Annotated in this window: 12 protein-coding genes; 3 read left to right on the top strand and 9 right to left on the bottom strand. The window is 57.2% G+C overall.

The window, feature by feature from the left end; translation table 11 throughout:
• Positions 1-204: 204 nt before the first annotated feature.
• Positions 205-2,139 carry an exoribonuclease II gene (locus AC1RKG_RS03400; protein WP_493182031.1) on the bottom strand — a complete coding sequence of 645 codons (1,935 nt, stop codon included), beginning with the start codon at positions 2,137-2,139 and terminating at the stop codon, positions 205-207.
• A gap of 185 nt (positions 2,140-2,324) precedes the next feature.
• The gene (gloA, locus tag AC1RKG_RS03395; protein WP_020827114.1) at positions 2,325-2,852 is read right to left on the bottom strand and encodes a lactoylglutathione lyase; all 528 of its coding nucleotides are present in this window, start codon (positions 2,850-2,852) and stop codon (positions 2,325-2,327) included.
• 99 nt (positions 2,853-2,951) lie between these two features.
• On the opposite strand from gloA, the gene AC1RKG_RS03390 reads away from it, so the two are divergent.
• Complete coding sequence (locus tag AC1RKG_RS03390; protein ID WP_493182029.1) at positions 2,952-3,806, top strand: LysR family transcriptional regulator; 855 nt, start codon at positions 2,952-2,954, stop codon at positions 3,804-3,806.
• 15 nt (positions 3,807-3,821) lie between these two features.
• On the opposite strand, the gene AC1RKG_RS03385 is transcribed toward AC1RKG_RS03390, so the two are convergent.
• Entirely contained in the window at positions 3,822-6,128 is a 2,307-nt protein-coding gene (locus AC1RKG_RS03385) for an FdhF/YdeP family oxidoreductase (RefSeq protein ID WP_130016728.1), read from the bottom strand.
• 280 nt (positions 6,129-6,408) lie between these two features.
• Here AC1RKG_RS03385 and dacD point away from each other — a divergent pair, with 280 nt between their 5' ends.
• Both dacD and AC1RKG_RS03375 read left to right on the top strand, forming a co-directional pair.
• Entirely contained in the window at positions 6,409-7,578 is a 1,170-nt protein-coding gene (gene dacD / locus AC1RKG_RS03380) for a serine-type D-Ala-D-Ala carboxypeptidase DacD (protein WP_041414592.1), read from the top strand.
• Between the two features lie 81 nt (positions 7,579-7,659).
• On the top strand, positions 7,660-8,556 hold the full coding sequence (locus tag AC1RKG_RS03375) for a LysR family transcriptional regulator (protein ID WP_020827110.1): 897 nt from the start codon (positions 7,660-7,662) through the stop codon (positions 8,554-8,556).
• Positions 8,557-8,559: 3 nt separating this feature from the next.
• Here the strand turns inward: AC1RKG_RS03375 and AC1RKG_RS03370 are convergent, their stop codons facing one another.
• The 6 genes from AC1RKG_RS03370 to sapA form a co-directional block, all read right to left on the bottom strand.
• Complete coding sequence (locus tag AC1RKG_RS03370; RefSeq protein WP_400826663.1) at positions 8,560-9,747, bottom strand: CMD domain-containing protein; 1,188 nt, start codon at positions 9,745-9,747, stop codon at positions 8,560-8,562.
• 427 nt (positions 9,748-10,174) lie between these two features.
• Entirely contained in the window at positions 10,175-10,987 is an 813-nt protein-coding gene (gene sapF / locus AC1RKG_RS03365) for a putrescine export ABC transporter ATP-binding protein SapF (protein ID WP_020827108.1), read from the bottom strand.
• Position 10,988: 1 nt separating this feature from the next.
• The gene (sapD, locus tag AC1RKG_RS03360) at positions 10,989-11,981 is read right to left on the bottom strand and encodes a putrescine export ABC transporter ATP-binding protein SapD (protein ID WP_020827107.1); all 993 of its coding nucleotides are present in this window, start codon (positions 11,979-11,981) and stop codon (positions 10,989-10,991) included.
• The gene (gene sapC, locus AC1RKG_RS03355; RefSeq protein WP_020827106.1) at positions 11,981-12,871 is read right to left on the bottom strand and encodes a putrescine export ABC transporter permease SapC; all 891 of its coding nucleotides are present in this window, start codon (positions 12,869-12,871) and stop codon (positions 11,981-11,983) included. Before sapC ends, sapD begins: the two co-directional genes overlap by 1 nt.
• Positions 12,858-13,823 (bottom strand): putrescine export ABC transporter permease SapB, encoded by a 966-nt coding sequence (gene sapB / locus AC1RKG_RS03350; RefSeq protein WP_046373407.1) that lies wholly within the window; start codon positions 13,821-13,823, stop codon positions 12,858-12,860. The genes sapC and sapB overlap by 14 nt, the downstream gene beginning before the upstream one ends.
• On the bottom strand, positions 13,820-15,472 hold the full coding sequence (sapA, locus tag AC1RKG_RS03345; RefSeq protein ID WP_046373408.1) for an ABC transporter substrate-binding protein SapA: 1,653 nt from the start codon (positions 15,470-15,472) through the stop codon (positions 13,820-13,822). The genes sapB and sapA overlap by 4 nt, the downstream gene beginning before the upstream one ends.
• Between the last annotated feature and the right edge of the window lie 109 nt (positions 15,473-15,581).

The raw sequence follows: 15,581 nt of genomic DNA, 5'->3' as shown, positions 1-15,581 counted from the left end.
AAAAAAGAAAGAAGTGTTCTTAGGGAGAATGGCTACAAATTAAAAGTAGGAGTTTTGCAGGCGAAGAGAAGCAGGTCGGATGAGAAATGTGAAGCCGGTTGAGTAATAGCGTAAAAACAAGGTGATGAGGATGTTACTGGGAATAAAAAAACACCGGAGGGAGACCCGTCCGGTGTTTGTCTGGCATAACGTTTATGTTGCGGGTTAAGCCGCCGGTCTGGCGATCACGCTGCGGGTTTCCATACGCACTTCGGCGATGGTGACCTGCAGGGTATCCCCCTGACGATAAACGACTTCGCCTTTGATCTGCACCGTGCCGGTATCCTGACTGCATACCATTTCATCACGTACCGCGTGAATGAAGGGCGCCGGGATAAAGGCCACTGCGCCATTGTCCAGCAGACGAACGCGCAGGCCGCCGCGGGTTACGTCGATGATTTCCGCGTTGAAGCGTTCATCGGTGCCTGCTTTATCCTTGAGGTAGCGCGCGTAGAGCCAATCGCCAACGTCACGTTCCGCCATCCGGTTCAGACGACGACGTTCGGCCAGTTGGATTGTCACTTCGTCCAGCGGTTTCTCTGCGGACTGCCCGGTGATAACGGCTTTCAGCAAGCGGTGGTTGACCATATCACCGTATTTACGGATCGGAGAGGTCCAGGTGGCATAAGCCTCCAGGCCCAGACCGAAGTGCGGCCCCGGCGTAGTGCTGATTTCGGCATACGTCTGAGAACGGCGAATACGGCTGTCGAGGAACTGGGTCGGTTGCGAATCCAGGTGACGACGCAGTTCGCAGAAACCTTCCAGCGTCAGCAGCTGCTCGGCTTCGGCTTCAACGCCGTTGGCTTGCAGTACGGTTACGGCTTGCTCAACCAGCAGTGGATCGAAACCGGTGTGCACGTTGTAAATGCCAAAGCCCAGACGGTCGCGCAGCACAATGGCGGCGCAGACGTTGGAAGCAATCATGCACTCTTCAACGATGCGGTTGGCGGTGCGGCGCTGTTCGGTGATGATCTCCAGCACTTCGCCTTTTTCACCCAGCACAAAGCGGTAGTCTGGGCGATCTTTGAATACCAGAGCATGCTGGTGGCGCCAGGCGTTACGTGCATCGCACACGCGCTTGAGCAGGGTGATTTGCTGTGCGATTTCATCGCTCGGCGGCTGCCAGCCGGCAATGCCTTCCAGCCAGTCGGAAACTTCGTCATAAACCAGTTTGGCTTTTGATTCGATCTCGGCGCCGAAGAAGCGAATATCGTCACCCAATGCGCCGTCTGCACCGATGGTCACGCGGCAAGCCAGCACCGGACGGCGTTGGTTCGGACGCAGTGAACACAGGTTGTCTGACAGATCGCGCGGCAACATAGGGATGTTGAAACCTGGCAGGTAGTTGGTAAAGGCGCGCTTGCGGGCGATTTCATCCAGCGCGCTGCCTTGCGCGACGTAGGCGGTCGGATCGGCAATGGCGATGGTCAATTGCAGCGAGCCGTCGCCGTTGTCCTGCACAAACAGCGCATCGTCCATATCTTCGGTGCTGGCGCTGTCGATGGTGACAAAATTCAGAGCGGTCAGATCTTCACGCGGCACGGAAGCATCCGGCTCATCGATAGCGATCATCTCCGGCGCTTCTTTTTCCAGGCTGTGACGGGCCAGCGTGACCCACCACGGCGCCAGGTGATCTTCGCCGTCGGTAATAAATTGGGTCAGGTCGGCGTTGAAGCCGCGATCGCCTTTCAGCGGGTGGCGGCACATTTCCGCTACCGCCCAGTCACCGGCCTGGAAGTTATGTTTCAGTTCACGCACCGGACGGCAAGGGATCGCGTCTTTCAGCAACGGATGATCGGGTACGATGGACAGACGGTCATCACGCTTTTGCACACGGCCGACAAAGCGCGACAGGAAGGGCTCGATCAGGGTTTCCGGCTCGGCGATTTCACGTTCTTTCTCGGTATGCAGGGTTGCGGTCACTCGGTCCCCGTGCATGACTTTCTTCATGTACGGTGGCGGAATGAAATAGCTTTTTTGACCGTCGACCTCAAGAAAGCCAAAGCCTTTCTCAGTCCCTTTTACTACGCCTTCAACGCGCGGGGTCTGAGAGTGAAGTTGCTGTTTAAGCTGCGCCAGCAGCGGGTTATCTTGAAACATATCGTCCAGTGAATGGGTTGTGAGTGGCAAGATTTGCGGCTGACAGTTTTACGCGAATCACCCGCTGCGGGCAAGCCAAACGTCACGGTTTTCCCGCGTTGGGGCGCGATTTTATGGAATATTGGGCGTTCAAAAGGCGGGAAGAAAACCCCGGCTCGAAACGCCGGGGGGAAACGGGGAGGAAATCAGTTCTGTAGCGGCGTAGGCTGCAGGATTTCAATCCAGTAGTCGTCGGGATCCTTGATAAAGGCCACGTAATTCATGCGACCTTCATGCAGACGTTTCTGGAAGTTCACGCCAAGGCGCTCAAAACGCTCGCAGGCAGCGTGCACGTCAGGCACCGTCACACAGAGGTGGCCAAAGCCACGCGGCTCACTGTTGCCGTTGTGGTAATGAAAATCGGCCTGCTGCTCGGTGCCGTGGTTATGGGTGAGCTCCAAAATACCCGGTTGACTCAGGACCCAGCGTTTACGGGCATCGTCATCCTGTGGGATCTGGTCGCGCGGGCTGCGAGTCAGGTAGCAAATGGTAAACGCGGCTTCATTGAAGGTTTCCAGATACACCGGGGTAAAGCCCAGCACGCGGGTATAAAAGTCCAGCGCTTGGGTTAAGTCCTTCACGCGGATCATGGTGTGATTGAACACGTAGCCGTCGGTGACGGTTTCGGGCTGCGCGGTTACGCCCGGCAGGTTCAGTAAATCATTCAGTGGCATAGGGATCCCTCTAAGGTTGTCGATACGACTCTAGGGCAAATAAATGCTAATCTAAAGTGATTGTTTCTAACCAAAACACTAACTAAAAGTGAATGAATCATGAAGCTGAGTCAGCTTAGATTTTTCTGCGCCGTGGTGAAATATAAAACCATTGCCGCCGCCGCGCGGGAATTGCACTGTGTCCCCTCCAACGTCACTTTGCGCATCAAAGAGTTAGAGGACTCACTTGGCGGCGAGTTGTTTTTTCGCGATAAAAACCGGCTCTATGTCACGCCGAAAGGCCGACAGTTCTATCAACAGGCCGTCGACATCCTGACGCTGGCAGACCGCAGCCAACAATTGTTCGCCGGTCGGCAACCGCAGGGCCTGCTGAATCTGGGGGCGCTGGATTTTTCTCTGATCAGTCACCTGCCGTCACGCATCGCTCACTTGCGCCGCAGCCAGCCCCACATGCAGGTCAACGTGCTGAGTCGAGATTCGCTGGTGCTGGAGCGAATGCTGATTGACAGCGAGATCGATCTGGCGTTGACCGACGGGCCGATAGAGCACCCGCTGCTGGCCAGTCGCGCGGCGTTTGATGAGCGCCTGGTGCTGTTGATGCCGGCCTCGGTGCCGCAGCTGGACGCCGCAACCCTGGCACAGTTAGAGTTTTATACCTTCAGCCGCGAGTGCTCTTTCCGCCTGAAAATCGATCGCTGGTTGGCCTCACGCCAGCTAAAGCCGCGGATGACGCTGGAGATGGAGTCGTACACGGCGATGGCAGCCTGCGTAAAAGCGGGTTGTGGCGTCGCCTGTGTTCCGGGGTCTTTGCTGCCGATGATCCTGCCTGAGCAGGCGTTAAAAGTGGTGGAAATGGGGGCGGAAGGGGTCAGCAATTTGTACTTCGTGTGGCGCCGCCATCAGCTCTCTGACGAGTTGCAGACGGCGCTCGATCTGTTAATGCACCCGGCGTGAACCGGGCGCATCCATTCAGGCAATACGCAGCGTCGGTTGCGCCACACAACGGCGGATCTCCACCGGTATCGACTTCGACGTTGGCGTGCCGGTGCCGTCACCAAAGCTGGCAAGCGGAACCAACGGGTTAGTCTCTGGATAGTAAGCCGCCAGATTACCGCGTGGGATATCGTAGCTTACCAGTTTGAAGCCACTGACCTTACGTGTAATGCCGTCATTCCACAGCGTTTCAATCTCTACCAGCTCACCGTCTTGCATATCCAACGCCGCCAGATCTTCAGGGTGTATAAACAGCACTTCTCGTTGGCCGTAGACGCCGCGGTAACGGTCATCCAGTCCGTAGATAGTGGTGTTGTACTGATCGTGCGAACGCAGTGTTTGCAGCGTGAAGGGCGCCTGTCGGCCATCCAACTGCGGGAACAGGCTGGTTGGCAGAGGCGCAGCGCTAAATTCGGCCTTGCCGCTTGGGGTGTCAAAGCGCAGTTCTGCGGCGGCGTTACCCAGGTAGAAACCACCGGGCTGGTCGCAGCGCCGGTTGAAATCTTCGAAACCGGGAATGGTGGCGGCGATATGGTCGCGGATCAACGAATAATCGTCTGCCAGCTCCAGCCAGTCGAGCTGCTGGTTGCCCAACACCGCATCGGCGATGCCGCACACGATGGCGGTTTCAGAACGCTGGGTCTCCGCCAGTGGTTTACCGACGCCTTCCGACGCGTGCACCATGCTGAAAGAGTCTTCCACCGTAATGTACTGTGGGCCGCTGGCCTGCATATCCTGTTCGGTACGGCCCAGGGTCGGCAGGATCAGCGCGTCTTTGCCGGTGACCAGATGACTGCGGTTGAGCTTGGTGCTGATATGCACCGTCAGATCACAACAGCGCAGGGCGCGGGCAGTGCGTTCGGTGTCCGGCGCAGCCGCGGCCAGATTGCCGCCCAACGCCAGCAAGACCTTAACCTCACCGCGCAGCATCGCCTCAATGGCCTCTACGGTGTTATGGCCCGGTTCGCGTCGCGGCGAGAAGTTAAAGTGCTGCTCCAGGCTGTCGAGCAGTGCCTTGGGTGACTTCTCATCAATGCCCATGGTGCGGTTGCCTTGCACGTTGCTGTGGCCGCGTACCGGACACAGGCCGGCACCCGGTTTACCCAACTGACCGAACAGCAGCTGCAGGTTGGTGATCTCACGTACCGTTGGCACAGAATGCTTATGCTGGGTGACGCCCATCGCCCAGGTGCAGATCACGCGTTCGGCACCCTGATAAATCGCCGCCGCCTGACGCAATTGTTCCTCGCTGAGGCCGGACTGCTGGGTGATTTGTTGCCAGGTCGTAGCATCGACCTGCGCCAGATACGCCTCGATGCCGACGCTGTGTTGACTGATGAATGCCTGATCGAACAGGCCGGGTTCACCGGCCGCCAGGCGCTCACGATGACTTTCCAGCAGCGCTTTCACCATGCCGCGCACGGCCGCCATATCCCCGCCGAGGTTGGGTTGGTAATAGGATGAACTGATCGGCGACGACTTGGGCGTCAGCATTTGAATCGGGCTTTGCGGATCGGCAAAACGCTCGAGGCCACGTTCGCGCAGGGTGTTAAAACTGACGATGCGCGCACCGCGGTTGGCGGCATTTTTCAGGCTATGCAGCATGCGCGGGTGGTTGGTGCCAGGATTCTGGCCAAACACGAAGATGGCATCGGCTTTTTCAAAGTCGTCCATGCGAATGGTGCCTTTCCCTACGCCGATACTTTGTTTCAGGCCCACGCCGCTGGCTTCGTGGCACATATTGGAGCAGTCAGGGAAATTGCTGGTGCCGAGCATACGACCAAACAATTGATACAGATAAGAAGCTTCATTGCTGGCGCGGCCCGAAGTATACAACTCGATCTGGTTCGGGTTATCCATCTGGTTAATGTGCTGGGCGATCAACGCCAGCGCGTCCGGCCAACTGATCGGCTGGTAGTGGTCGGTTTCGGCGTTATAGCGCATGGGGTGGGTGAGACGACCCTGGTATTCCAGGAAATAATCACTTTGCTGCAGCAGGGTGCTGACGCTGTGAGCCGCGAAAAACTCCGGCTCGACCGCGTTACGCGTTGCTTCCCAACTGACAGCTTTGGCGCCGTTTTCGCAGAAACTGAAGGTGCTGTGGTTGTCGTCGCCCCAGGCACAACCTGGGCAGTCGAAGCCGCGAGCCTTGTTCACGCGCATCAGGTTACGCAGGTTTTGCAGCGTCTGTTTACTGTCGAGCACATAGCGGGTAGTGGCTTCGAGTGAACCCCAGCCGCCCGCCGCGCCGGTATACGGCTTTATTGACGGTTTAAATTTCATATTGTTCTTCGCAGGTGATGTAGCTAATAAGTGAACGCTTTTTTAAGCGCTTTCAGTGTTTATGTCACAAGTTTAGGTTGGGGCGGTGTGAGCGTCTAATCGAATGGGACAATGGCGGCATAGAGCAGATTTATCGCGTAGCGGTACCGGGCAAACAAATCGTTGCATTATGACACCTGCTGAAAAAGAGTAACGATTCCGCTTTCCCGATAATTAATGCAGTCTATATCACGGATTATATTGGCATTTTATTTAGCCCTAAGGGCCTGAGGAACAATGATTGAAGCGTTCAGTATGGGTGATGATCGCCGGCATGTTAGTGCCGCTGGCGGTACAGGCAGCAGATGTTCCCTCCAGTATTGCGCAAAACACACCGCCGGCGATAGACGCCGCCTCTTACGTATTGATGGATTACACCACTGGACAGGTGTTGGCGCAGGCAAACGCAGATCAGCGCCGCAACCCAGCCAGCCTGACGAAGCTGATGACCGGATTGGTGATTGATCACGCGCTCGATCAGCACAAAATTGGTCTGGATGACGTGGTGACGGTGGGCAATGACGCCTGGGCTCAGGGCAACCCGGTGTTTAAGGGATCATCATTGATGTTCTTAAAGCCAGGTGACAGGGTCACGGTTCGCGATCTCAGCCGCGGTATCATCATTGATTCGGGCAACGATGCCTGTGTCGCGATGGCGGATTATGTGGCAGGTAGCCAGGCGGCATTCGTTAAGTTGATGAATGAAAAGAGTGCCCAGCTTGGCCTGCAGAATACCCATTTCGAAACCGTGCATGGGCTGGATGCGCCGGGGCAATTCACTACGGCGGGCGATTTGGCGGTGATTTCACGCGCTATCATCATGAGCGAACCGGCGGAGTATCACATGTACAGCGAGAAATCGCTGACCTGGAACGGCATCACCCAGCAAAATCGCAATGGGCTGCTGTGGGATAAAAACCTGCACGTCGACGGGTTGAAAACCGGCCATACCGCCTCGGCCGGCTTTAACATTATTGCCTCTGCTACCGAAGGAGACCGGCGGCTGATTGCGGTGGTGATGGGCGGTAAAAGTTCGAAAGGGCGTGAAGAGCAGGCGCGCAAATTGCTGACCTGGGGCCTGCGTGATTTCACCACCGTGCATCTGTTCAGCGCCGGGCAAAATCTGGGGCAGGAAAAAGTGTGGTATGGCGACCGTCATGAGGTCGCGGTGGGCAGTGCAAAAGAGGAATATCTCAGCCTGCCGAAAAGTGAAGCCGACAAACTGAAGGCGCAGTATGTGGTCAGCGTTCCGCGCCTGGATGCCCCGTTGACCCAAGGGCAGACGATTGGCGAAATCCGTATCAGCGATAACGGCAAGCTGCTCAAAACCTTGCCGCTGGTGGCATTGCAACCGGTCCAGCAAGGCGGCGCGTTCTCACGATTGATGGACTACGTAAAACTGAAGATTTGACCCCTCCGGGCGTAGCCAGCTGCGCCCGAAACCCTACAGCGATGGTATACTCAGGTCAGTCATGACTTATTGAGCCGTTTTATGGATATTAAGCAACTGATCTACCTGTGTAATCTCGAACGCGAGCGCCACTTCGGCCGTGCGGCAGAGGCCAGCTTTGTCAGTCAGCCGACATTGTCTATGCGGCTGAAAAATTTGGAAAAAGAGCTGGGCGTATCCTTAATCAACCGCGGTAACAACTTCGAAGGTTTTACTGCCGAAGGGGAGCGGGTGCTGTCGTGGGCGCGTGAGATCGTGTCGGTTTATCAGGGGCTGAAGCTGGAGGTCGAGTCGCTTAAACACGGGCTTAACGGCACGTTGCGCATCGGTGTGGTACCGCAATGCAGCATCTCGCTGGCGCAAATGTTAAAGGACGTCAGTGAGCGTTACCCTCAGCTGGATTATCGGGTAGCGGTGCTGAGTGCCGATCAGTTGCTGGAGGCGTTGACGGCACATACCGTAGATGTCGGCATCGGTTTCTTCGAGCTTTCCACGCTGCAAGAGCTGCACTTTCAGTCCCAGCCATTGGCGGACGCCGGGGTCGAGCTGGTTTTCCACCCGCAGCATTTTCCTGAGTTGGTAGGAGATACCCCCCTGACGCTGGAGGATGTAGCCACGCTGCCGCTGTGCCTGGCTGAGCCTACGCGTTACTTCCGCCGTTATCTTGATCAAAACTTCCGTGAAGCCGGACTGACGCTGCACGTTCGAATGGAAACCACCTCAATATTCCAACTGTTGCAGGGCATTTTCGTCGGTCTGGGCTGTGGGCTTTTCCCGCATGGCAACCTGTTACCGGCAATGATGCCGGAGTTGCAACACCGACCGATAGCGATTGCGGCGATGTCACGTCATGCTGCGGTCGTGGTCGCCGAGCCGGGACGCGCATCGCCGTTGGCGCAGCATTTCTTTGATGCCGCACGAGGTTGGTTGTTGCGCTAGCGATTACGCCAGGTTTTCACTGAGATATTGGGTGTCGCCGAGCGTTTGACGCAGGCGGTTCTCCCAGGCATACAGCGCGCCGGTGAGGATCACGTCCAGCGCCTGCGCCTGATTCAACCCACTGTTAAACAGCGGCTGCACGCTGCGCGGCGTGAACTTTTCAGGCGTGCGGGTCAGGTCGGTTGCTACGCGGATCACAGCCTGGTTAACCGGGTCATTGGTACTCTCCAGCCCCTGTTCAATGCTATTGAACAGGGCGCCGACCAGTTCTTCCTGTTGAATATCCTGTGCGACGGTCGCTGCGCAGTAGCGGCTGCCGTTAATGCGGGAAACTGCCAGCGTCGCCAGCGCTTTGAGCCGCGCCGACAGGCCATAACCGTCGGCATTGATACTGTTGAACACGCCATTACGTTCACGCAGCGCGGGCGCATCGTGGGCCAGCAACAGATAATAGGATTCGCTGCGAGCGTCGGGATGGCTTTGATCCAGCACGTCGAGCTGTTCGGCACGGGCCTCTTCCGGCACCACCACGGGAAGACGCGCTTGCCATGCCAGTTCTTCCTCGGTGAACACAATGCCTTCGGCGTCAGCGATGTTCGGGAAACCGGGCACCACTCCCGTTGGCCGCCCGGCCAAGGCAGCCACGCCGGCGACCACGCGTGCCTGGTAGCTAACAAAACCGATAATCTGCGAAAAGGTCACGATATCCGCCGGGCTTAACCCGACGTCGCTCAGCTGCTGCAACGCCTTGCTGCAAATCAACGTCGGTTGACTGGCGAGCTGGCGGGCATACTGGGTGATTTGGGCCAGGCGGATATTACTTTCACGTGAGGCGTCGGGGCTGTACAGGGGGGCGAGGCGGGCGGCGTAGTGGCTACAAAGAGACTGAACGCCGGTCACCTGTGCCACGGTTAATGCGGTGCTGAGGCGATCATAAGGTGACAATGTCACTGTGCGTGACAATTCGACCCGATCGGGAAACAGCACGTGATATCCGGCCAGGGAGGCGTTAAATACCCCGGCGCGTGCGGTCAGCGCGGTGTTCAGCGCTTCGTCGGCAAAAGCGCCCAGCCCCAGCAAAAATCGATCGCGGATCCCGGCCGCCTGCGGCTCCAACGGCTGCTCACCGCGCACGCTGCTTTGGGTTTCGTGATACCACTGGGCATTATGTTGTCGACGTAGTAGTTCCATAGGGGATGATCCTTAATCATGAGCAATAGCCACCGGTGCAGCAGGCAACGGCGGCAAGACAAAATGGCAACATGCCCGCAGAGGGACACGGAATGACAGGATCAGCCTTGGTCATCACAACACAGCGCGTGACCATAAACAGAGAAACCTGCGGCTAAAGCGAGTAGAAACTGCGAGAGTCGGCGATTGCGATGGCTGTTCATCAGTGCGATATCCTGTCGTTTAATAAGCTCAACGTAGGGGATATCCTCACCGATTCGATTGGCGAGATAAAATAATGTTAAGGACTAATCAATAACTGAATGGAATAAAATATAATGATATATAGCAAGATTGTAATTTGTATTTGCAGTTTTTGGCTAAGCGCTCACTGAATCGGGGCGATAAAAAACCCGCTTTAAAGCGGGTTCTCTTTATGATTTGACGATCAGAATCTGCCGCCGTCACGTCGCCAGGCGTCTGCGGTAAGTGCCTCGCCAAAGTGGCTGGCAATCAGGCGTTTGGTCAGCTCATGCAGCGGTGAAGCCAATACCTCGGCCGTACTGCCGCGTTCGACGATTTCCCCTTCATGCATCACCATCACCTGATCGCTGATGTGTTTCATCATGCCCAGGTGTTGAGTCACATAAATGTAGGAAATGCCGTGTTTCTCCTGCAGTTCCAGCATCAGATTGATGATTTGCGAACGCATCGACATATCCAGTGAGGCCAGCGCCTCATCGGCTACGATCACCTTCGGTTGCAGGATCAGGGCGCGGGCCAAAGCCACCCGCTGTTTCTGGCCGGACGCCAGCATATGCGGGTAATAATTGGCGTGATCCGGCAGCATCCCCACCTGACGCAGGGTTCGGTTGATCTGTTGCTCACGTTCAGGGGCGGCCATTTCGGTATTGAGCCGCAGCGGGGCGTCCAACAGCTGGCCGATACGCTGACGAGGATTGAGCGAGGTGCTCGGATCCTGAAATATCATGCGGATACGCTGGCTGCGGTAACGATAATCGCCATAGTTAAGCCGATGGTCGTCAATCAGCAGTTCTCCGGCTGAGGGCTCGACCATGCCGGACAGCATCTTGGCCAGGGTGGACTTGCCAGAGCCGTTTTCACCGATGATCGCCAGCGTTTGCCGTTCACGCAGGGTAAAGCTGACTGATTTGACCGCTTCCACATGCTGGCGGCGAAACAGCCCGGTACGGTAACGGTAGGTTTTGCTCAGATTGCGCACTTCCAACAGCGTTTCCATGTTATTGCTCCTCCATGTTCAGCGGGAAGTGACAGGCGAACAGGTGGTTTTTCACCGGACGCAGGCGAGGTGTCTCAATGCATTTCTTCTGCGCATAGGGGCAGCGCGGCCCCAGCCGACAACCTATTGGCAAATGCTCCAGCGACGGAATGGCTCCCGGCAGGGTATTGAGGCGGCTTTTATGCGGCAATGCGCGGCCAAAGTCCGGCATTGCGCGGATCAGCGCCTGAGTGTAAGGGTGGTGCGGTGCGGCCAGCAGGTCTTCGCACTGGGCGCTTTCTACCGTCTGCCCGCAGTACAACACGTTGACCCGATCGGCCCATTTGCTCATCATTTGCAGATCGTGGCTGATCAGCAAAATGGTGGTGTTGTTGTTTTGGTTCAAACGCGCCAGCAGACGGAAAATCTGCGCCTGCGTGGTCGGTTCCATGGCGTTGGTCGGTTCATCGGCGATCAGCAGGCGCGGCTGATTGGCCAGGGCGATGGCGATCATCACTTTCTGGCACTCACCGTCGGTCAGCTCATAAGGAAAGCTGCCCATGATGTCTTTGTGATCCTTGATGCCCACCCGGTGCAGCAGCTCTATGGCGCGGCGTTTGCGCCAGTTAAAGCGCTGCCACCAGCGGCCTTTGTAGGTCCAACCCGGAATGGCCTGCACCAGCTGACGGCCGATGCTTTCGGAAGGATCCAGACAGGATTGCGGCTCCTGGAAAATCATCGACACGTTATGCCCGACCAGCTTGCGTCGTTCACGCGGTGTTAGCTGCAACAGGTCGATATCATCGAAACGGAAACGGTCGGCGGTGACGCGCCAGTTGTCTTTGGTGACGCCGCAGATCGCTTTGGCGATCAGGCTTTTACCGGAACCGGACTCGCCCACCAGGCCGCGGACTTCCCCCTCACTCAGGGTCATGCTGACGCGATCGACTGCCTTTACCGGGCCTTCGGCGGTCATAAATTCAATCGTCAGGTTGCGGATATCAAGTAATGGCATTATTCCACCCCCGTATTGATTGCGCGGCGCATACCGTCGCCCAACAGGTTAACCAGCAACACGCTGACCAGGATTGCCGCGCCGGGCAGCATCACCGTCCAGGGGGCGACATACACCAGCTCCAGCGAATCGCCGAGCATGGCGCCCCATTCAGGGGACGGCAGCTGTGCGCCAAGATCGAGGAAGCCGAGGGCGGCAATGTCCAGGATCGCCATCGACAGCGCTCGGGTGAACTCCGTCACCAGCACCGCCACAATGTTGGGCATCACGGCGTACCACAGTATTTGCAAGGTTGACGCGCCATCGAGACGCACCGCCACCACATATTCTTTTTCCAACTCGTCATGCACTGCGCTGTAGATAGTGCGCACCATGCGAGGCAACAGCGCCAGCCAGACGGCCAGCATGGCGTGCTCGAGTTTTGGCCCAAGGAACGCCACCACCACGATCGCCAACAGCAGCGAAGGGATGGAGAGCAGGGTGTCGAGAATGTGATTGAGCACCGCCGAGCGCAGGCCGCGGGTTACCCCGGCAAACACCCCGAGGATCACCCCGACAAAGGCGGCGGCAACGGTAACCAGCAATGCGGAACCGAAGGTGGCGGCGGTGCCGGTCAGCAGGCGGCTGAGAATGTCGCGGCCGAGATCGTCGGTGCCCAGGAAGAAGGAAACGTTGCCGTAACGTGACCAGGAAGGCGGCAACAGTTGATAACCCAGGAACTGTTGATCGAGCGCATAAGGGGCCAGCAGGCTGCCGAACACGGAAAGCAGCAGCAGCGCTATCACGCCGTAGAAGCCGATCATCGCCAGCGCATCGCCGTAAAAAATCCGCCAGGTATACAGCAGCGGGCTCGGCATTTTCTTCTCGCGGTATACGTTATCTAAGGGCATACCATTCCTTATGTTTCAGTGGGTTGGTGGCAGCGCCTAAAATATCGGCCAGGACGTTAATGGTGATCACCAGCGTGCCGACCACCATAACGCCGGCGGAGATCGCCGCATAATCCTGCTGGCGAATGGCATTGATCATCCAACGCCCGAGGCCCGGCCAACTGAACACCACTTCGGTGATCATCGCCAGCGTCAGCATGGTGGAAAACTGCAGCCCCAGCTTGGGCACGATAGGCGGCAACGCATTGTGCAGCACGTGGCGGCGGATAATGGTGAAACGGGATAAGCCGCGGGTTGCGGCGGCTTTGATGTAGTTCTGATTGAGCACGTCGTCGGTGCTGATACGCATCAAACGCACCACCTCGGTGGTGGGCGCTACCGCCAGTGCGGTAATCGGCAAAATCATATGGCGCAGCGCGCTGCCGATCATTTCCGTGCGGTAGGGTGAATCGGACAACCAGGCGTCAATCAGGGCAAAGCCGGTGATGGGCTTGACCTGATACAGCAGATCGAAACGTCCGGAGACCGGCAGCCAGCCAAGGTGCAGCGAGAAAAACAGCATCAGCAGCAGCGCCAGCCAGAAAACCGGCATCGAAAAGCCCAACAGCGCAAAGGTGCTGATGGCGGTGTCCTGCCATTTGCCACGCATCACGCCGGCAATAATGCCCAGAGGAATGCCGATAAACAGCGCCAGGGTGAAGGCCAGCAGGCACAGCTCCATAGTGGCAGGAAACACTTCGCGCAGCTGTTCGCTGATTGCCTGGCCATTAATGCTGGAGACGCCAAAATCCCAGTGCAGCAGACTGACAAAGTAAAACTGGTAGGCATCCAGCAGGGCAGCGCCGTTCAGCGGCGCCCGCGGTGTGAAATAGCTGAGGCTAAAGCTGACCAATGTCAGGAAGAACAAGGTGATCAGCAGCAGCAAGAAACGGCGTAAGGTAAAGATAATCACTTTTTCGGCCCCTCCGCAGACTCACGGTACACCCCGGCAAAGGACGCATTGCCGAACGGGCTCAGTACCAGTCCTTTGATGTCGTAACGATAGGCCTGCAGGCGCAATGAAGACGCCAGCGGCAACACCGGCAACTGCTGCTCAAGAATTTTCTGCGCCTTCTGATAGTTTTCGATGCGCTGCGCCAGCTGTTGTGACAGCAGGGCATTTTGCAGCACTTCGTCAAACGCCGGGTCACACCAGTGAGCATAGTTGGTTTGCGAACGGATTGCCGCGCAGCTCAGCAGGGGCCGGAAGAAGCTGTCCGGGTCGTTACTGTCGGTGGCCCAGCCGGTGAGGGTCAGATCGTGATTCATCTCCATCAGTCGCGCCTCCTGGAAACGGCCTTCGACCGGCACTATGGTCACGTTAATGCCGACCTGAGCCAAATCGGCCTGGATCAGCTCGGCGGTTTTTAACGGACTGGGGTTGTAGGATTGCGAGGCGGTCGGTACCCACAGGCGCAGGTTCAGCGACTCAATACCCGCTTGCTTGAGCATTTCGCGCGATTTGGCCGGATTGAATTCGGTAACGTGCGCTTCATTGTCGTAGGCCCAGGAGGCGCGCGGCAAGATGGAGGCGGCGGTTTCCGCGGTGCCATAGTAAATCGACTGCATCAGACGCTGGTTGTTGATCGCCAGCGAAATCGCCTGACGGACGTTCAAATCGTTCAGCGGCGGTTTGCGGGTGTTAAACGCCAGATAGGCGATGTTCATGCCTGGGCGCAGCGTCAGCCGCAGGCGCGGGTCATCGCGCAGAATTGAAAGCTGGCTGGCGGCGGGATAGGCCAGCACGTCGCACTCACCGGTCAGCAATTTCGATAGCCGTCCGGTACCGCCGGCGCCCAGATCGATCACCACCTGCGGCATACGCGGTTTACCTTTCCAGTAAACATCGTTGCGCGCCAGGCGGATATATTGCCCTGAGCGGTATTCATTGAGCATGAACGGCCCGGTACCGACCGGTTCGCGGTCAATCATCTCCTGACGGCCTTCACGCGTCAGATCGTCTGCGTATTCTGCTGACAACACCGGCGCATAGTGGGTGGCGATGTGCCACAAGAATGAGGCGTCCGGCGTTTGCAGGCGGATCTCCACCGTGTACTCGTCCAGCTTCTTCACGCTTTGCACCGAGTCGCCAAATTGCAAACTGTCGAAATACGGGTACTCGCCGCCGTTGACGTCATGGTAGGGGTGCTTTTGGTTAAACACGCGCTCGAAGCTGAAGACCACGTCGTCGGCATTCAGCTTGCGGGTCGGTTTGAACCAGTCGGTGGTCTGGAACGGCACGTCTTTGCGCAGGTGAAAACGGTAAGTGGCCCCGTTATCCAGCACTTCCCAGCTTTGCGCCAATTCGGGGATCAGCCGGTAGGTGTACGGATCGACGTCCAGCAAGCGGTCATAAAGCTGTGCGGCCAGGGTATCGACCGTCAGGCCGCTGCTGGCCATCTGCGGGTTGAAGGTGTTCAGTATGCCGCTGACGCAATAGACAAAGCCGCTTTGGCGGATGTCCGGCAATGGCGATGCCGCGGTGGGCGCAGGGGGTGTGGAGGCCAGAGCGCTGCCGGCAAGGCAGCTCAGTGACAATATCCAAAGGGGTAAACCACGCATAGAGGCTTCATGGGTTAATAAGCAATAGCATTAGTGTATCGCACTCTGGCGAACAGCCCAATCCATTGAGCAAAATGGCTGAGTTTTCTGCTACTTGATTGAACAATTC

This window comes from Serratia sp. GW822-FHT06D09, assembly GCF_058799515.1.
The sequence above is the reverse complement of the archived record's forward strand: the minus strand, read 5'-3'. Positions and strand labels throughout refer to the sequence as shown.